15 protein-coding genes are annotated in these 17,904 nt (G+C 59.3%); 9 read left to right on the top strand and 6 right to left on the bottom strand.

Translation table 11 applies throughout. The features are described from left to right. Nucleotides 1-142 precede the first annotated feature (142 nt). Nucleotides 143-535 carry a nuclear transport factor 2 family protein gene (locus ACA066_RS03970; protein ID WP_497698209.1) on the top strand — a complete coding sequence of 131 codons (393 nt, stop codon included), beginning with the start codon at nucleotides 143-145 and terminating at the stop codon, nucleotides 533-535. 131 nt (nucleotides 536-666) lie between these two features. On the opposite strand, the gene ACA066_RS03965 is transcribed toward ACA066_RS03970, so the two are convergent. Beyond that, on the bottom strand, nucleotides 667-2,250 hold the full coding sequence (locus ACA066_RS03965; RefSeq protein WP_497698208.1) for a peptide chain release factor 3: 1,584 nt from the start codon (nucleotides 2,248-2,250) through the stop codon (nucleotides 667-669). Between the two features lie 558 nt (nucleotides 2,251-2,808). Between ACA066_RS03965 and ACA066_RS03960 the strand changes: the two genes are divergently transcribed. The 5 genes from ACA066_RS03960 to ACA066_RS03940 all read left to right on the top strand — a co-directional run bounded on the left by ACA066_RS03960 (nucleotide 2,809) and on the right by ACA066_RS03940 (nucleotide 7,917). Further along, nucleotides 2,809-3,525 (top strand): ABC transporter permease, encoded by a 717-nt coding sequence (locus tag ACA066_RS03960; protein ID WP_054049992.1) that lies wholly within the window; start codon nucleotides 2,809-2,811, stop codon nucleotides 3,523-3,525. Between the two features lie 20 nt (nucleotides 3,526-3,545). After that, nucleotides 3,546-4,439, top strand: coding sequence for a glycine betaine ABC transporter substrate-binding protein (locus ACA066_RS03955; RefSeq protein WP_497698207.1), 894 nt, complete (start codon nucleotides 3,546-3,548; stop codon nucleotides 4,437-4,439). Between the two features lie 12 nt (nucleotides 4,440-4,451). Next, nucleotides 4,452-5,105 carry an ABC transporter permease gene (locus ACA066_RS03950; RefSeq protein ID WP_007942812.1) on the top strand — a complete coding sequence of 218 codons (654 nt, stop codon included), beginning with the start codon at nucleotides 4,452-4,454 and terminating at the stop codon, nucleotides 5,103-5,105. After that, nucleotides 5,102-6,259, top strand: a complete 1,158-nt coding sequence (locus ACA066_RS03945; protein ID WP_497698206.1) for an osmoprotectant ABC transporter ATP-binding protein OsmV — start codon at nucleotides 5,102-5,104, stop codon at nucleotides 6,257-6,259. The genes ACA066_RS03950 and ACA066_RS03945 overlap by 4 nt, the downstream gene beginning before the upstream one ends. Before the next feature lie 494 nt (nucleotides 6,260-6,753). Then, nucleotides 6,754-7,917 carry a type III PLP-dependent enzyme gene (locus tag ACA066_RS03940; protein ID WP_008024420.1) on the top strand — a complete coding sequence of 388 codons (1,164 nt, stop codon included), beginning with the start codon at nucleotides 6,754-6,756 and terminating at the stop codon, nucleotides 7,915-7,917. 82 nt (nucleotides 7,918-7,999) lie between these two features. On the opposite strand, the gene ACA066_RS03935 is transcribed toward ACA066_RS03940, so the two are convergent. The 4 genes from ACA066_RS03935 to ACA066_RS03920 form a co-directional block, all read right to left on the bottom strand. Continuing rightward, on the bottom strand, nucleotides 8,000-8,275 hold the full coding sequence (locus ACA066_RS03935) for a type II toxin-antitoxin system RelE/ParE family toxin (RefSeq protein ID WP_497698205.1): 276 nt from the start codon (nucleotides 8,273-8,275) through the stop codon (nucleotides 8,000-8,002). Beyond that, complete coding sequence (locus tag ACA066_RS03930; protein WP_497698204.1) at nucleotides 8,275-8,538, bottom strand: CopG family ribbon-helix-helix protein; 264 nt, start codon at nucleotides 8,536-8,538, stop codon at nucleotides 8,275-8,277. Before ACA066_RS03930 ends, ACA066_RS03935 begins: the two co-directional genes overlap by 1 nt. A gap of 63 nt (nucleotides 8,539-8,601) precedes the next feature. Beyond that, a complete protein-coding gene (locus ACA066_RS03925) occupies nucleotides 8,602-9,381 on the bottom strand; it encodes a tetratricopeptide repeat protein (RefSeq protein ID WP_497698203.1) in 780 nt (259 codons plus the stop codon). Next, a complete protein-coding gene (locus ACA066_RS03920; protein WP_497698202.1) occupies nucleotides 9,378-10,058 on the bottom strand; it encodes a Fe2+-dependent dioxygenase in 681 nt (226 codons plus the stop codon). The genes ACA066_RS03925 and ACA066_RS03920 overlap by 4 nt, the downstream gene beginning before the upstream one ends. Before the next feature lie 206 nt (nucleotides 10,059-10,264). Here ACA066_RS03920 and ACA066_RS03915 point away from each other — a divergent pair, with 206 nt between their 5' ends. Together ACA066_RS03915 and ACA066_RS03910 are read left to right on the top strand one after the other, a co-directional pair. Continuing rightward, nucleotides 10,265-12,526 carry a TonB-dependent receptor gene (locus ACA066_RS03915; protein ID WP_497698201.1) on the top strand — a complete coding sequence of 754 codons (2,262 nt, stop codon included), beginning with the start codon at nucleotides 10,265-10,267 and terminating at the stop codon, nucleotides 12,524-12,526. Between the two features lie 242 nt (nucleotides 12,527-12,768). Next, the gene (locus ACA066_RS03910) at nucleotides 12,769-15,294 is read left to right on the top strand and encodes a PepSY domain-containing protein (protein WP_497698200.1); all 2,526 of its coding nucleotides are present in this window, start codon (nucleotides 12,769-12,771) and stop codon (nucleotides 15,292-15,294) included. Between the two features lie 120 nt (nucleotides 15,295-15,414). On the opposite strand, the gene ACA066_RS03905 is transcribed toward ACA066_RS03910, so the two are convergent. Beyond that, a complete protein-coding gene (locus tag ACA066_RS03905; RefSeq protein ID WP_497698199.1) occupies nucleotides 15,415-16,956 on the bottom strand; it encodes an alkaline phosphatase D family protein in 1,542 nt (513 codons plus the stop codon). Nucleotides 16,957-17,473: 517 nt separating this feature from the next. Here ACA066_RS03905 and ACA066_RS03900 point away from each other — a divergent pair. Continuing rightward, entirely contained in the window at nucleotides 17,474-17,773 is a 300-nt protein-coding gene (locus ACA066_RS03900) for a hypothetical protein (protein WP_497698198.1), read from the top strand. The last annotated feature ends 131 nt before the right edge of the window (nucleotides 17,774-17,904 follow it).

The raw sequence follows: 17,904 nt of genomic DNA, 5'->3' as shown, positions 1-17,904 counted from the left end.
ATTTTTATAGATGCTGACGAGCCAAACGGAGTTTCACTTCCAGCCATCACTTCCATCAGCGCCAAGTTGACCTGGGGATCGATGTTAACTAGCGTCCATTCCGCCAAAGTAATGCTGAACAACTCAAACACAGGCAACTGCCATGGATCTGTCACAAACACTGCTGCAACTTGAACAACGTCTCCTGGCACAGTCAACCCGACGTGATGCCGAAGAAATTTCGCGCCTGATCGCCGATGATTTCATCGAGTTTGGCGCCAGCGGCAGCGTCTGGACCAAAGCAGATCTGGTCGAGCAGTTACCTCACCAACCCCTCACCCAGCGCACGATCAGCGAATTCGCAATCACGCCGTTGTCAGAACACACCGTGCTGGTGACCTATCGCTGTCACACCGTCTCCATCGACCAGCGCTCTCCTGCCAACAGCTTGCGGAGCTCGATCTGGCGCAAGCAGGGTGAACAATGGCAGATGATGTTCCACCAGGGAACATTCTCTTGTAGGAGCGAGCTTGCTCGCGAAAAACGTCAACGATAATGCGATCTGCCTGACAACCCGTGGAGCACCGACGGGCATCGCGAGCAAGCTCGCTCCTACAGGGGATTGTGTCGGGCACAAAAAAGCCCCGGTGCTTTCGCAACGGGGCTTTTGGTTTTGCCGCTCAGCGCTTAATGATGCTCACGCGTCGCACGGAATTTCACATCCGGCCAGCGCTCTTCCATCAGCGCCAAATTGACCCGGGTCGGGGCCAGATAAGTCAGGTGACCACCGCCATCGACCGCAAGGTTTTCCACGGCCTTGACCCGGAACTCCTCGAACTTCTTCTTATCGTCGCAATCGATCCAGCGCGCGGAATACACGGTGATCGGCTCGTAGGAGCACTCGACCTTGTATTCCTCTTTCAAGCGGCTGGCGACCACATCGAACTGCAGCACACCGACGGCGCCGAGGATGATGTCGTTGCTCCGCTCAGGGAAGAACACCTGGGTGGCGCCCTCTTCCGCCAGCTGCTGCAAGCCTTGACGCAGTTGCTTGGATTTCAGCGGGTCACGCAGACGCACGCGACGGAACAGTTCCGGGGCGAAGTGCGGGATGCCGGTGAAGCCCAGGACTTCACCTTCGGTGAAGGTGTCGCCGATCTGGATGGTGCCGTGGTTGTGCAGGCCGATGATGTCGCCGGCGAACGCTTCTTCCAGTTGCTCACGCTCGGAGGAGAAAAACGTCAGGGCATCGCCGATCCGCACGTCCTTGCCGGTGCGCACGTGGCGCATCTTCATGCCCTTTTCGTATTTGCCGGAGCAGATACGCATGAAGGCGATACGGTCGCGGTGTTTCGGGTCCATGTTCGCCTGGATCTTGAACACGAAGCCGGCGAATTTCTCTTCCACCGGTTCCACGGTGCGCTCGTTGGCCACACGGGCCAGCGGTTTCGGCGCCCAGTTGACCACAGCGTCGAGCACATGATCGACACCGAAGTTGCCCAGTGCAGTACCAAAGAACACCGGGGTCAGCTGGCCGTCGAGGAATTCCTGCTGGTTGAATTCGTGGCAGGCGCCCTGCACCAATTCCAGCTGTTCAACGAAGCGATCGTATTCGTCACCCAAGTGCGCGCGAGCTTCATCGGAATCGAGCTTCTCGATGATTTTCACATCGGTGCGCTCGTGGCCGTGACCGGCGGTGTACACGATGATGTAGTCGTCGGCGAGGTGATAAACGCCTTTGAAGTCGCGGTAGCAACCGATCGGCCAGGTGATCGGCGCCGCCTTGATCTTCAGGACCGCTTCGATTTCGTCGAGCAGTTCGATCGGGTCGCGGATGTCACGGTCGAGCTTGTTGATGAAGCTGACGATCGGCGTGTCACGCAGACGGCAAACGTCCATCAGCGCGATGGTCCGAGGCTCTACACCCTTACCGCCGTCGAGGACCATCAATGCCGAGTCCACCGCCGTCAGGGTGCGGTAGGTATCTTCGGAGAAGTCTTCGTGGCCCGGGGTGTCGAGCAGGTTGATCATGTGTTCGCGATACGGGAACTGCATGACCGACGTGGTAATCGAGATACCCCGCTGCTTTTCCATTTCCATCCAGTCGGAGGTGGCATGGCGGTCAGACTTGCGAGACTTCACCGTGCCGGCAACCGCAATCGCCTTGCCCATCAGCAAGAGCTTCTCGGTGATGGTGGTTTTACCGGCATCGGGGTGGGAAATAATGGCGAAAGTGCGGCGTTTCGCGACTTCGGCGGCCTGTTTGGTCATGGGAAATCGCCTGGCGGTGATTCAAAAAAGGGCGGCGAGTATAGCGCAAACCGACTGTCACGGACCACCGCCCGCCCGGACGCACGGAACTTTGTAGGAGCCGGCTTGCTGGCGATGGCATCACCTTGGTTTGTCAGATACACCGAGGTGATGCCATCGCCAGCAAGCCGGCTCCTACAGGTACGTGGTTGGGCATCAAGGGTGGCTATCTGCTGTTAAATATGGAACCTTTTAAAAGGTGGAGGCGTCCACTCCCCTGTTACAGCACTCGTAGCAGGGTTTGAAAAACCTGCAAGTTAGCCTGACGAGGCTGCGCTTATGGCTCGATAAGCCGTACGCATTCCCCCTGTAGGAGCGAGCTTGCTCGCGATGGACGTCAACGATAACGCGGGCTATCTGGTTAACCGCGGTGTCTGGACATTTTTCGCGAGCAAGCTCGCTCCTACAGGGAAGGCGTTCGGCATGAGCTGCTTCTCGCGAACGTTGTATTTCCCGGCAGCCAGGAATGGCATGCCCCACGGGACTGCGTTCGCCGACAAAGTAAAAAGGAGTCCGCCTGTGGCTATTCGCTATGGCAAAGGGCTGATAGGAGGAGCGGTTGTCGTCGCCCTTCTGGCCCTGCTGGTCCACTGGATTGGCATCAACACGATCGAACATTACCGCGACGATTTGTTGTTTTACCTGCAAGCTCACCTGATTCTCGTCCTCGTTTCCATGCTGGCCGCCCTCGTTGTGGGCATCCCCGCCGGCATCTTCCTCAGCCGCCCGACCATGGTGGGACGCGCCGAACGCTTCATGCAGATCTTCAACATCGGCAACACCGTGCCACCTCTCGCCGTACTCGCCATCGCCCTGGGCATCCTCGGCATCGGCAGCGGCCCCGCGATCTTCGCCCTGTTCCTCGCCTCGTTGTTGCCGATCGTGCGCAACACCTATGAAGGCCTGAAAAATGTTCAGGGTTCGCTGAAGGAAGCGGCCGTCGGCATCGGCATGACGCCGACTCAAGTGCTGTGGCGGGTCGAACTGCCGAACGCCGTACCGATCATCATCGGTGGCGTGCGCGTGGCGCTGGCGATCAATGTCGGTACCGCACCGCTGGCGTTCCTGATCGGCGCCAACAGTCTGGGCAGCCTGATTTTCCCTGGCATCGCCCTGAACAATCAGCCGCAACTGCTGCTCGGCGCGGCCTGCACCGCCCTGCTGGCCTTGCTGCTCGACGGTCTGGTGACACTCGCCAGCCGCCTCTGGCTCGAACGCGGCCTCCGCCCGTCTTAAGCCTCGGCAAAGGAATATTTATGAAGAAATTAAGCTTTTTAATAGGCTGCGTTCTGCTGTTCGCAGGATTTGCCCAAGCCGCTGAAAAACCGGTGATCCGCATCGGCGCCCGGGTGTTCACCGAACAAACCCTGCTCGCGGAAATCACCTCCCAATACCTGCGCACCAAGGGTTATGACACCCAGGTGACCGGCGGTCTGGGCAGCAACCTCGCCCGCAGCGCCCACGAAAGCGGCCAACTGGATTTGATGTGGGAATACACCGGCGTGTCGCTTGTGGCCTACAACCATGTCACCGAAAAACTCGACAGCGCGCAGTCCTACGCCAAGGTGAAAGAACTCGACGCGAAAAAAGGCCTGATCTGGTTGACCCCGTCGAAGTTCAGCAACACCTACGCCTTGGCCCTGCCGGAAAAAACCGCAAAGGCCTACCCGCAGATCAACACCATCAGCGAACTGAACACAGTGCTGCAGGCTGAGGCGAAAACCAATCACCTCGTCGCGCTGGACACCGAGTTCGCCAACCGTTCCGACGGCCTGGACGGCATGGTCGACCTCTACGGCATGAACCTGACCCGCAACAACATCCGCCAGATGGATGCCGGGCTGGTCTACACCGCCCTGCGCAATGGCCAGGTGTTTGCCGGTCTGGTCTACACCACCGACGGTCGCCTGAACGCCTTCAAGCTCAAGTTGCTCGAAGACGATAAGCACTACTTCCCGGACTACACCGCCGCGCCGGTGGTGCGTCAGGTTTACCTCGATGCCCATCCGAAACTGGCGCAAGAGATCAAACCCCTGGCCGAGCTGTTCGATGACGAAACCATGCGCCAGCTCAACGCGCGGGTCGATGTCGATCACGAAAGCCCTTCATCCGTTGCCGCCGATTTCCTGCGCCAGCATCCAATCAACTAAGGAGGAAAAGCCATGGAATTTCTGAACGCCTTTTCCCATCTCGACTGGCCGCTGGTGCTGCACCTGACCTGGCAGCACATCACCCTGGTCGGCATCGCCGTGACATTGGCGATTCTGGTCGGCGTGCCGCTGGGCATTCTGATGACACGCTTCCCGACGCTCGCCGGCCCTTTGCAAGCCAGCGCCACGGTGCTGCTGACCGTGCCGTCGATTGCACTGTTCGGCCTGCTGCTGCCGTTCTACTCCAAGTTCGGCCAAGGCCTTGGTCCGATGCCCGCAATCACGGCGGTGTTTTTGTATTCGCTACTGCCGATCATGCGTAACACCTACCTCGCCCTGACCGGCGTCGAACCGGGTATTCGCGAAGCCGCACGCGGCATCGGCATGACCTTCGGCCAGCGCTTGCGCATGGTCGAACTGCCCATCGCCGTGCCGGTGATCCTCGCCGGCGTGCGTACCGCCGTGGTCATGAACATTGGTGTCATGACCATCGCCGCGACCATCGGCGCCGGTGGCCTCGGTGTACTCATTCTCGCTTCCATCAGCCGCAGCGACATGTCGATGCTGATCGTCGGCGCCGTGCTGGTCAGTCTCCTGGCCATCTTCGCCGACCTGCTTCTGCAATGGCTGCAACGCACGCTGACTCCAAAAGGACTGCTCAAATGATCGAACTTCAAAACCTCAGCAAGACCTTCCAAAGCAACGGCAAAGATGTGAAAGCCGTGGACTCGGTCAGCCTGACCGTCAACGAAGGCGAAATCTGTGTGTTCCTCGGGCCATCGGGCTGCGGCAAAAGCACCACGCTGAAGATGATCAACCGCCTGATCAAACCGACCTCGGGCAAGATCCTGATCAACGGAGAAGACACCACCGACCTCGACGCTGTGACTCTGCGTCGCAACATCGGTTATGTGATCCAGCAGATCGGTCTGTTCCCGAACATGACCATCGAGGAAAACATCACCATCGTCCCGCGCCTGCTGGGCTGGGACAAACGGAAATGCCACGACCGCGCCCGCGAGTTGATGAGCATGATCAAGCTCGAGCCCAAGCAGTATCTGACGCGCTACCCGCGTGAATTGTCCGGTGGTCAGCAGCAACGGATCGGCGTGATTCGCGCCCTGGCGGCGGATGCACCATTGTTGTTGATGGACGAACCGTTCGGCGCGGTCGACCCAATCAACCGCGAGATGATCCAGAACGAGTTTTTCGAGATGCAACGCGCGCTGAACAAGACCGTGATCATGGTCAGCCACGACATCGACGAGGCGATCAAGCTGGGCGACAAGATTGCGATTTTCCGTGCCGGCAAACTGTTGCAGATCGATCACCCGGACACGCTGCTCGCGCACCCGGCGGACGACTTTGTCAGCAACTTCGTCGGCCAGGACAGCACGCTCAAGCGTCTGTTGCTGGTGAAGGCCGAAGACGCGGCCGACAACGCGCCGTCGGTCAGCCCGGAAACGCCGGTGGCCGAAGCGCTGGAGTTGATGGACGAACTGGACCGTCGTTATGTAGTGGTGACTTGCTCCGACAACGAGGCGCTGGGCTACGTGCGTCGTCGCGACCTGCACCGTCAGACCGGCACTTGCGCGCAATACCTGCGCGAGTTCAACGCTACGGCGGCGTACGACGAGCATTTGCGCATCCTGCTGTCGCGGATGTACGAGTTCAATCGCTCGTGGTTGCCGGTGATGGATGCCGAGCGGGTGTTTCTCGGGGAGGTGACCCAGGAATCGATTGCCGAGTATTTGAGTTCCGGCAAGTCTCGTGGGGGCAAGACCAGTATTGTTTCGCCAGCAGAGACTGCTGTCGCCTGATCTGCCCCTGTGGCGAGGGAGCTTGCTCCCGTTCGGCTGCGAAGCAGTCGTAAATCAGGCAATGCGGTCCTTCTGAAGAACTGCATTGCCTGATTTTGGGGCTGCTTCGCAGCCCAGCGGGAGCAAGCTCCCTCGCCACAAAAGCCCTACAAATCCCTCTCAAACTCTCCATTCGGGGAACATCACACTGTCATGCAGGTCGGTTACATCAGTAGCTGTCCGGGACCGCACGACGGAAGCGTGCAAAAACGCGACATTTTTTGTTGATCTCAAGCCCCTCACGCCCTAAAGTTCGCGCCGAACGTCCATGCTGGAAACGATCCATCCGGCTCAAGTACTGACGACGAGACAGCAAGGCCAAGGGAAGCACCGCCTCCCGTGGCCTTTTTGCTTTCGGCGACATGCCTTGGGAAGTAGGCGAACCAAAGTGGGGATACGGAGGACGTTCATTTGCACCCATTGATAATTTCAGTTTGCCAGTAGGAGTTCCCAGCATGTCGATCAACGTCGAAGACTATTTCGCGCGCGATACCTTCCAGAAAATGAAGGCCTTCGCCGACAAACAAGAAACCCCGTTCGTGGTGATCGACACCGCGATGATCAGCCAGGCCTATGACGACCTGCGCGCTGGTTTCGAATTCGCCAAGGTCTACTACGCAGTCAAGGCCAACCCGGCCGTAGAAATCATCGACCTGCTCAAAGAGAAAGGCTCGAACTTCGACATCGCTTCGATCTACGAGCTCGACAAAGTGATGAACCAGGGCGTCGGCCCGGATCGCATCAGCTACGGCAACACCATCAAGAAATCCAAGGACATTCGCTACTTCTACGAGAAGGGCGTACGCCTGTATGCCACCGACTCCGAAGCCGACCTGCGCAACATCGCCAAGGCTGCACCGGGCTCGAAAGTCTACGTGCGCATCCTCACCGAAGGCTCGACCACCGCTGACTGGCCGTTGTCGCGCAAATTCGGCTGCCAGACCGACATGGCCATGGACCTGCTGATCCTCGCTCGCGACCTGGGCCTGGTGCCTTACGGCATTTCGTTCCACGTCGGTTCGCAGCAACGTGACATCAGCGTCTGGGACGCGGCGATCGCCAAGGTCAAAGTGATCTTCGAGCGTCTGAAAGAAGAAGACGGCATCCACCTGAAACTGATCAACATGGGTGGCGGCTTCCCGGCCAACTACATCACCCGCACCAACAGCCTGGAAACCTACGCTGAAGAAATCATCCGTTTCCTCAAGGAAGACTTCGGTGATGACCTGCCGGAAATCATCCTGGAACCGGGCCGTTCCTTGATCGCCAACGCCGGCATCCTGGTCAGCGAAGTGGTGCTGGTGGCACGTAAATCCCGTACCGCGGTAGAGCGATGGGTGTACACGGATGTGGGCAAGTTCTCCGGCCTGATCGAAACCATGGACGAAGCCATCAAGTTCCCGATCTGGACCGAGAAGAAAGGCGAAGTGGAAGAAGTGGTCATCGCCGGCCCGACCTGCGACAGCGCCGACATCATGTACGAGAACTACAAGTACGGTTTGCCGTTGAACCTGGCGATCGGTGATCGTTTGTACTGGTTGTCGACCGGTGCTTACACCACCAGTTACAGCGCGGTTGAATTCAATGGCTTCCCGCCGCTGAAATCGTTCTACGTGTAAAACGCTGCAGGTAGAAATCAAAAAGCCCATGACGTGTCATGGGCTTTTTTGTGTCTGACATTCCAGGCTGTCGGAGCAGCTTTTATCGGTCTTCTCGCACATGCCAAAGACGAAGGATATAGAGCGTGGAGCCTTGAATCTCATACCGCATTTCGTAATGGCCGACCAAAAGTCGTCGCACATCTCGCGGTTCAAACTCGTCGACTCGCTCTCCGATTCGCGGATTGCTCAGTAAGGCCGTGGGGGCCTGAACGAGAGATTCCACGGTGCGGGCTGCCGCAGGACGATTGACCACCGCAAGAAAATCAAAAAGTCGGGCGAGATCCGATAACGCCTTGCTCGTCCACTTCAACTCCATCAGTACGGTACCGGCAACGGCTTATCAGTACCCAAACTTTCTGCCCAGGCCTGGACAGACTGATGATCAATCACGCGTCCGGCGTCAACGTCAGCCATTGCCTCACGAGTAAGCCGGCTGCGTTCCTCTTCCAGATCGACCCAGTCGGCAAGCGCTTGCTTCACGATCCAGCCCCGTGAACGCTCCATCTTCGCGGCCATCTGATCGATTTTATCCGCCAGTTCCAGGGGTACATGGGCAGTCAGCACTTTGGTTGCAGCCATGATTTCGTCTCCAGGAAGCAATTTGATTAGAGGTGATTAGTTTCCAATCATAGTGATTTAAACCTACTCAACAACCCCTGATACGCTCCGCTCATCGCTCATCTGAACAACGCGTTGATGATAGAGGGCCGCCAATTCACGAACTTGCGGATTCACGGCACTCAACAGCGCCTTGCTCGCCACCCGCAGGAAATTCAGATTGCCACCGTCCAGTGCCTTGTGCAGCCATCTCAGGGCCTCATCGATATTGCCTTCATCCGCCAGCACGGCGGCGTAACTGAACTGCCCGCGAAAATCTCCGCCAGCTGCCGAACGTCGATACCAATCACGCGCAGCTTGCGGATCTGCCGGACAAACCCGCCCGTCTTCCAGATAACGTCCCAACAGATTCATCGACTTCGCATGGCCCAGTTCCGCAGCGCGACGGTAGAGATTCAGCGCTTGGATCTGGTCCTCGTCCACGCCGCGCCCGGTCGCCAGCAGATTGGCGTAGTTGTACATCGCCCAATCCAGTCCGGCTTCGGCGGCGACTCGATAATGCCTGGCAGCGACTGAAGCGTCGGCCTCGCAGCCCCAGCCATGTTCATGACAACGGCCGAGCATGTTGCGCGCCATCAAGTGCCCGCGCTGCGCGGCGATCTGGAACCAGCGCACCGCCAGTTTTTGATCCAGTTCAATGCCCTGCCCATCCAGCAGGATTTGACCGAGCAAGGCCTGAGCATCGAGCACGCCTTCGCGGGCAGCGATCAGAATCGCCTGAGCCGCGCGAGCGGGACTTTCATTGAGCATGGCTTTGAGATGATCGCCGTCGAGCACTTCTTTGCGGCGCAATTGATAACTCATACCTCGACCCAGCGACGCAGCAGATTGTGATACGTGCCCGTGAGGCGGATCAGCGACGGGTGATCCGGCAACTCCTGCGTCAGCTGCTGGATCGCCCCGTCCATCTCGAACAGCAGCGCGCGCTGGCTGTCTTCGCGGACCAGGCTTTGGGTCCAGAAGAATGAGGCATAGCGAGTGCCACGGGTGACGGCATTGACCTTGTGCAGGCTGGTGCCGGGATACAGGACCATGTCGCCCGCAGGCAATTTCACCCGCTGGGTGCCGAAGGTGTCCTGGATTTCCAGTTCACCGCCGTCGTAATCCTCCGGCTCGCTGAAGAACAGCGTGGCCGACAGGTCGGTGCGCACGCGCTCGATGCTGCCTTTGGGCTGACGCACGGCATTGTCGATATGAAAGTCGAAACTGCCACCCGCCGTGTAACAGTTCAGCAATGGAGGAAAAACCTTGTGCGGTAATGCCGCGGACATGAACAGCGGATTTTTCCACAACCGCTCCAGCATCGCCGCACCGACTTCCTTGGCCAGCGGATGACCTTCCGGCAGTTGCAGATTGTGCTTGGCCTTGGCCGACTGGTAACCGGCGGTTATTTTTCCGTCCGCCCAATCCGCCTGTTCCAGAGCCTCGCGGATGCGCTGCACTTCTTCTTTAGCGAACACGCCGGGGATGTGCAGCAGCATGGAAATACACCTGAAGGCAAAAGAGCGGTAATGGTATTGATTCTTATTGACTCTGTAAAACCCCCACGACGAACGAAACACCAAAAACCGTAAGGGTAAATTGTAAAGAATGTAAATTCAGTACGAATAGAAACGTTTCGCAATTGATACATAGACGCGTTTACCCTATATTCCGCGGCCTCAAATCCTTGGGGAGGGGAATTCACATGTCACGCCAACAACTACAATTACCGGTCAGTTCACCGCGTTTACTCGCTTCTGCAATTGGCGTGGCGATCACTGCCAGCTCCGCGGGGCACATGGTTTTCGCGGCTGAAAAAACCGATGAAAATGCACCGGGCAACGTGATTTCCCTGGGCGCTACCGCTATCAGCGGCGAAGCTCAGGACGACACCTCCTACAAGACCGATACCTCAGCCAACAAGAAATACACCGCACCGCTGCGCGAAACACCGAAAAGCGTCACCGTGATTCCGCAGCAGGTGATCCGCGACACGGGCGCCACCAGCCTGGTCGACGCCTTGCGCACCACACCGGGCATCACCTTCGGTGCTGGCGAAGGCGGCAACCCGGCGGGCGACCGTCCGATCATTCGTGGCTTCAACGCTGAAAGCGACACCTTCGTCGACGGCATGCGCGACCCGGCGTCCCAGAGCCGCGAAATCTTTAACGTAGAATCGATCGAAGTCAGCAAAGGCCCGGGATCGGCCTTCACCGGCGCCGGCTCCACCGGTGGCAGCCTGAACCTGGTGAGCAAGACCGCCAAACTGGGCAGTTTCTACAACGGCGGCTTCACCTGGGGCTCGGATCAGACCAAGCGCACCACACTCGACCTGAACCAGCAGATGACCGACACCTCGGCCTTCCGCCTGAACCTGATGAAACACGAAGCCAATGTCGCCGGCCGTGACACCGTGGACGTCAGCCGCTGGGGTGTGGCGCCGACGTTCGCTTTCGGCCTGGGCACCGACACCCGTGTGACCCTCGGTTACTACCACGTCGAAACCGACGACATGCCGGACTACGGCATTCCGCTGACCCTGAACCCGGCCCGCAGCAAGTACAACGTCGACAAACCGGCGCATGTCGACCGCGACAATTTCTACGGCCTGACCAATCGCGACTATCGCGAAACCACCAATGACAGCGGCACCATCAAGATCGAGCACGATCTGAATGATGACCTGACCGTGTCCAACAGTTTCCGCATGTCCCGTTCGACTTTGGACTACATCGTCACCAACCCGGACGACAGCAAGGGCAACGTCGCCAGGGGCAGTGTGTACCGTGGCGCCAAGAGCCGTAATTCAACGTCCAGCGGCTGGATCAACCAGACAGACCTGAGTGCCAGGTTCAACACCGGCGCCATCGAGCACAGCCTGGTCACCGGCCTTGAGTTTTCCTATCAGGACACCCACAACCGCCCGTACATCCTGACGTCGGCTGCCAGCGGCACGACGTGCAACCCTGCACTCTTCCGCTCCGGCGACTGCACCAGTCTGTACAATCCGACGCCTGGGGATAACTGGAACGGCAGGATCACCGACAGCGCTGCTTTCACCGACACCGACACCAAAACTGCCGCCGCTTATGTGTTCGACACCTTGAAGTTCAACGAGCAGTGGTCCCTGAACCTGGGCCTGCGTTACGACAACTACCAGGTCAAATCCAGCGGCCACGCCAACGCCAGCAGCACAGCGCCAGCGAACGACTTCTCCCGTGAGAACACCAGCGACCTGGTCAACTACCAGATCGGTGTGGTCTACAACCCGTTGCCGAACGGCAGCATCTACGCGGCTTACTCCACCTCCAGCAACCCGTCCGGTGAAACCAGCGGCAACGGCGGCCTGGACCTGGCGGCGAACAACACCGATCTGGACCCGGAAAAGAACCGCAATTACGAGATCGGTACCAAGTGGGACTTCTTCGGTGACGACCTGTCGCTGACCGCCGCCCTGTTCCGCACCGAGAAAACCAACGCGCGGATCAACGATCCGGACGGCGGCACCACTCAAGTGCTGGACGGCGAACAGCAGGTCAATGGCCTGGAACTGAGCTACGCCGGCAAGCTGACCCGTAACTGGAGGGTCTTCGGTGGCTACACCTACATGGAAAGCGAAGTGGTCAAAACCACCCTCGCCGCCGATGAAGGCAACCACATGCCAAGCACCCCACGGAACAACTTCACGTTCTGGTCGACCTACGACCTGGTACCAGACAAGTTGACCGTCGGCGCCGGCGCCACGTTCGTCGACTCGCAGTTCGGCAACGTCGCCAACTCGGTGGAGATCCCGTCCTACTGGCGCTACGACGCAATGGCCAGCTATCGCCTGACCAAGAACGTCGACCTGCAACTCAACGTGCAGAACCTGACCGACAAGCGTTACTTCGACCAGATACTGCAGAACCACTACGCCCACGTGGCGGCGGGTCGTACCGCCCTGCTGAGCGCCAACTTCCACTTCTGATCGGCAAACACTGTAGGAGCGAGCTTGCTCGCGAAGAACTCGAAAACAGCGCGGGGTGTCAGGTTTTCCGCGTTATCGTTGACGACCATCGCGAGCAAGCTCGCTCCTACAGAATTGGCATTGGGCCAGGCCCCGCTCATCCACATGAACGGGGCTTTTGTGCGTAAAAAAGAATGCTTCTCGACAGCCCACGGCATAATGCGCGCCGTGATGACAATTTTCGAACGGACAAGGCGAGCAACGTGTTGAAGAAAACCCTGTTCCAGTTGCACTGGTTTTTCGGTATCAGTGCCGGGCTGGTCCTGGCCCTGATGGGCATCACCGGGGTGACAGTGTCGTTTGAGGATGAAATCCTGCGCGCACTGAACCCGTCGGTGTTGCAGGTCGAGAAGCAGGTTGCCGGCGTGCTGCCGCCCGCCGAACTGGTGGAAAAAATCGAAGGCGCCTCGGGCAAGAAAGTCTCGATGCTCTGGGTCGACACCGACAGCGGCAACGCCGCGCGGGTGATCTTCACACCGCCGCCGGGCGAACGTCGCGGGGAGATGCGCTACTTCGATCCCTACACCGCGCAATTCACGGGCGACGCCACCGGCCAGGATTTCTTCGGCCTGATGCTGCAACTGCACCGTTTCCTCGCCATGGGCGATACCGGTCGGCAGATCACCGGAGCCTGTACGCTGATCCTGGTGTTTTTCTGCCTGTCCGGCCTTTACCTGCGCTGGCCGCGCCAGTGGAAAAGCTGGCGCGCCTGGCTGACCCTCGACTGGAAGAAAAAGGGCCGCAGCTTCAATTGGGATTTGCACTCGGTGGCCGGCACCTGGTGCCTGGTGTTTTACCTCCTGGCGGCGCTGACCGGTTTGTCTTGGTCTTACGAGTGGTACAACAAAGGCCTGACCCGATTGCTGTCCGATTCACCGCAGAACGAGCGGGTTCGCAATCGTGGCCCGGCGCCCGAAGGCCCGGCACCGACCGCCGATTACGGCGCGATGTGGAGCAGCATCTACAGCGCTGCCGGTCCGGCACTGAGCGCCTACAACATCCGCATGCCGCCCGTAGCCGGGCAACCGGCGACCGTGTTTTACCTGTTGAACTCCTCGCCACACGACCGCGCGCTGAACCAGATCACCCTCGATCCAGCCACCGGCATCGTCAAACGCCACGACCGCTACAGCGACAAGAGCCTCAAGGCGCAGCTACTGACCAGCATTTACGCGCTGCACGTCGGCAGTTACTTCGGGATTGTCGGGCGGATCATCCTGACGATCAGCGCGCTGACCATGCCGCTGTTTTTCATCACTGGCTGGTTGCTGTACCTGGATCGTCGGCGCAAGAAAAAGCAGATCAAGGACGCCCGCAAAGGTTTCGCACAACCGGGCAACGACGCGCCGGCGTGGCTGATCGGTTTCGCCAGCCAGAGCGGGTTTGCCGAGCAACTGGCCTGGCAGACCGCCGGGCAATTGCAGGCTGCCGGTCTGCCGGTGAAGGTTTCACCGCTGGCGAATGTCAGCGAACAGGACCTGCATGATTCGAGCAACGCTCTGTTCGTGGTCAGTACCTTCGGCGACGGCGAAGCACCGGACAGCGCCCGCGGTTTCGAACGCAAGGTGCTGGGGCGCGCGTTGAGCCTGGAGAGCCTGAATTACGCGGTGCTCGGACTCGGTGATCGCCAGTATCAGCACTTCTGCGGTTTCGCCCGCCGATTGCACACCTGGCTCGGCGAGCACGGCGGCAAGAACCTGTTCGCGCCCGTGGAAGTCGATTGCGGCGACCCTTACGCCTTGCGTCACTGGCAGCAACAACTCGGCCTGCTGACCGGACAGGCGCCCGTGGACACCTGGCAAGCGCCGAGCTACGACAACTGGACACTCACCCGCCGCGAATTGATGAACCCGGACAGCAGCGGTTCGCCGGTGTACCTGCTGGGTCTCGCGGCCCCGACCACCAGCAGCTGGCTGGCCGGTGATCTGGTGGAAGTGTTGCCACGCAACTGCCCGTGGGCGATCGAACATTTCCTCGACGGCCTGGGCATTGATGGTCGGGCCGCGGTGATGCTCGATGACTTGTCGCAATCTCTGGAACAAGGCCTCGCCAGTCGACAATTGCCCGAGAACCGCGCCCATCTCGTTGGCCTGCACGCGCAAGCACTGGTGGACGCGCTGGTGCCGTTGGCCATGCGCGAATACTCCATCGCCTCGATTGCCGCCGACGGCGTGCTGGAACTGATCGTGCGCCAGGAGCTGCATCACGACGGCAGTCTGGGTATCGGTTCCGGATGGCTGACCGAACACGCACCCGTGGGCAGCACCATCAGTTTGCGCGTACGACGCAACAGCGGTTTCCATCTGCCGGTCGAACCGGTGCCGATGATCCTGCTGGGCAACGGCACCGGCCTGGCCGGGCTGCGCAGTTTGCTCAAGGCGCGAATCGCCGATGGGCAGCAACGTCATTGGCTGCTGTTTGGCGAGCGCAATCGCGAGCACGACTACCTGTGCCGCGCCGAGCTGGAAGAGTGGCTGATTTCGGGGGACATCGAGCGTCTGGACCTGGCGTTTTCGCGGGATCAGGCCGAAAAAATCTACGTGCAGGATCGCTTGCGTGAATCGGCCGATCTGCTCAAGCAATGGCTGGCCGACGGTGCCGTGATTTACATCTGCGGCAGCTTGCAGGGGATGGCTTCAGGGGTGGATCACGTGCTCAACGAAGTGCTGGGGATTGAAGAGGTTGACCGCCTGATCGAACAAGGCCGCTACCGCCGCGACGTTTACTGACCCCCCTCCAACCCTGTAGGAGCCGAGCTTGCTCGCGATAGCGATCTGACATCCAACATGGGTGTTGTCTGTCAGATCGCTATCGCGAGCAAGCTCGGCTCCTACAAGGGATCGGTGTCGTCAAACCGGCTGCAACTTCTGCTCAAACACCGCCACCCCATCCAAATCCCGCAACACCACACTCATCTCCCCTGTCGTTCCCTCAATATTCACCTCGCCAAAAAACTGAAACCCGGCAAACGGCGACATGTTCTGCGCGGGCGGCGCCTTCTCGAACACCACTTGCGGCCCAAAGGTTTTATCCAGCGGATCAGGTCCAAAACTCCCCGCATTCAACGGCCCGGCAACAAACTCCCAGAACGGTTCAAAGTCCTGAAACGCCGCACGATCCGGGTGGTAATGATGGGCTGCGCAGTAATGCACATCCGCCGTCAGGAAAACGAAATTGCGCACCTGTTGCGCCCGCAGGAATCCAAGTAGCTCAGCGATTTCCAGCTCACGCCCCTGCGCCGCTCCGGGATCACCGTTGGCCACCGCTTCCCAGCGCGCCACGCCGGGGCTGACTTCGCCATCGGGCACGCCGAGGCCGATCGGCATGTCGGCGGCGATGACTTTCCACTGGGCCTGAGAACCTTTCAATTCACGCTTGAGCCAGTCCAGTTGTTCACGACCGAGGAATGGTTTGACGGCGCCAAGGTTGTCGTCGTTGGCCTCGCGATAACTGCGCATGTCGAGCACAAACACATCGAGCATCGGCCCGTAACCGAGCCTGCGATAAATCCGCCCGCCGCTATCGGCGCTCTGCAAACGCAGAGGTGCATATTCGAGCCAGGCCTGCCGCGCACGGCCCACCAGGCTGTGGATATCTTTGCTCTTGTAGCGCTCATCCAGTTGCTTGCCCGGCGACCAGTTGTTCACCACTTCATGGTCGTCCCATTGCCAGATCTGCGGCACCTCAGCGTTAAAGCGGCGAACGTTTTCGTCCAACAGGTTGTAACGGTAATTGCCACGATACTCGTCGAGGGTTTCGGCAACTTTGCTCTTGGCTTCGCTGGTGATGTTGCGCCACACGCGGCCGCTTTCGGTGGTGAGTTGCGCCGGTATCGGGCCGTCCGCGTAGATGGCGTCGCCGCTGTGGATAAAGAAGTCCGGCAGGCGTAAGCGCATGGCTTCGTAGATGCGCATGCCGCCGATGTCCGGGTTGATGCCGAAACCCTGGCCGGCGGTGTCGCCGCTCCAGACGAAACGGATGTCGCGCCGGGTCTGCGGCACGCTGCGCAAGTGACCAAACCAGGGTTCGCTGGTGACGCCGCTCTGGGCGTCCTCGAAATGCACGCGATAGAAAATCGCCTGGTCGGCGGGCAGACCGGTGAGCTCGATACGCGCGGTGAAATCGCTACGGGCGTCGGCGAGGGGCGAGACGAACCGGCGCGGGTTGCCGAACACACTGCGCGTGTCCCACTCCACCACCATCCGCGCCGGACGATCGCTGCGGCTCCAGACCATCGCCCGGTCACCCAGCACGTCGCCGGACTGCACGCCATCGGTGAGTTGCGGCCGATCCTTGACCGAAGCGATCACCGCCGGCGCAAGGCCGGGCAACAACAGCCCGGCGCCGACCGCTTGCATGACACGACGGCGACCGAGGTCGAATTCGCTCATGGTGTTCTCCCTGAAAAAGGAAAAACTAAAACATGGCCGTGTGACTCGGGCATGACACAAAAATCAGCAACATCACAAATCCCTGTAGGAGCCGAGCTGCTCGCGAAGAGGGTTTTACATTCACCAACGATGCCGACAGCTACACCGCCTTCGCGAGCAAGCTCTGCTCCTACAGGGTATGCGTCGTTCTCTCACACGGGTGGAAATGATCATCATGAGGCACACAACTTTTCAAGACGTTTCCTACAACGTATCTTGTTGCCGCGTTTCGGTATCGACTCCATAGTTCGGGCTCGCGGAGAACACCGCGAACGACCTTGGCCGGTCGGTGCAGGAACGCTACAGCGTAGCAACACCTCCTCAGGCACTTTGTGCCTGAGGTGTTGTTTTATGGCAGCTGTGCGTGGGACACCTTCGGGTGTGCCGGTTCCTGTGCCCGGTCGGCCAACCCGCGTATGGCTGCCACCCTCTTCGTTTGGCTGCGAATGGTGGTAGCTCCAATTACAGGAGTTACATCATGTTCCAAGTCATGCCGCGTTACCTCCCGATCGATACCTACGACGCCGAAACACCGGTGCTCTTCGTCAACACCCACAAAGAACTCAGTGAACTCACCGCCTGCGCCATGCATCGCTTCACCGTGGTTCGCGATTTGTCAGACACGCTATCCAGCCTGAATCTGAGAAACACGTCCGACTGCGATCTGACGCGTATCACCCGCGCGGTGCATCTGCTCATGCGTGAAGGCTGCGCTGTGCTGGATGTGGTTCAAGCGCGGGCGTTGCAGCGGGAGAATGAGTACAAAACCCCTGCTTGATGGTGTTGCCGCTGACGCCATCGCGAGCAAGCCCGCTCCCACAGGTTACGGCGTTGGACACAAATCTTGTGTACGACAGAGATCACTGTAGGAGCCGAGCTTGCTCGCGATGGCGGTGCAACATTCAACGA

Source organism: Pseudomonas sp. LBUM1651 (genome assembly GCF_059716135.1).
Note: the sequence above shows the minus strand (reverse complement) of the source record. Positions and strands in the feature narration are given on the sequence as shown.

Bases quoted from the DNA above. Each gene is read 5' to 3' on its own strand.
- ACA066_RS03970 (WP_497698209.1), top strand. From the start codon at position 143: ATGGATCTGTCACAAACACTGCTGCAACTTGAACAACGTCTCCTGGCA.
- ACA066_RS03965 (WP_497698208.1), bottom strand. From the start codon at position 2,250: ATGACCAAACAGGCCGCCGAAGTCGCGAAACGCCGCACTTTCGCCATT.
- ACA066_RS03955 (WP_497698207.1), top strand. From the start codon at position 3,546: ATGAAGAAATTAAGCTTTTTAATAGGCTGCGTTCTGCTGTTCGCAGGA.
- ACA066_RS03950 (WP_007942812.1), top strand. From the start codon at position 4,452: ATGGAATTTCTGAACGCCTTTTCCCATCTCGACTGGCCGCTGGTGCTG.
- ACA066_RS03945 (WP_497698206.1), top strand. From the start codon at position 5,102: ATGATCGAACTTCAAAACCTCAGCAAGACCTTCCAAAGCAACGGCAAA.
- ACA066_RS03940 (WP_008024420.1), top strand. From the start codon at position 6,754: ATGTCGATCAACGTCGAAGACTATTTCGCGCGCGATACCTTCCAGAAA.
- ACA066_RS03935 (WP_497698205.1), bottom strand. From the start codon at position 8,275: ATGGAGTTGAAGTGGACGAGCAAGGCGTTATCGGATCTCGCCCGACTT.
- ACA066_RS03930 (WP_497698204.1), bottom strand. From the start codon at position 8,538: ATGGCTGCAACCAAAGTGCTGACTGCCCATGTACCCCTGGAACTGGCG.
- ACA066_RS03925 (WP_497698203.1), bottom strand. From the start codon at position 9,381: ATGAGTTATCAATTGCGCCGCAAAGAAGTGCTCGACGGCGATCATCTC.
- ACA066_RS03920 (WP_497698202.1), bottom strand. From the start codon at position 10,058: ATGCTGCTGCACATCCCCGGCGTGTTCGCTAAAGAAGAAGTGCAGCGC.
- ACA066_RS03915 (WP_497698201.1), top strand. From the start codon at position 10,265: ATGTCACGCCAACAACTACAATTACCGGTCAGTTCACCGCGTTTACTC.
- ACA066_RS03905 (WP_497698199.1), bottom strand. From the start codon at position 16,956: ATGAGCGAATTCGACCTCGGTCGCCGTCGTGTCATGCAAGCGGTCGGC.
- ACA066_RS03900 (WP_497698198.1), top strand. From the start codon at position 17,474: ATGTTCCAAGTCATGCCGCGTTACCTCCCGATCGATACCTACGACGCC.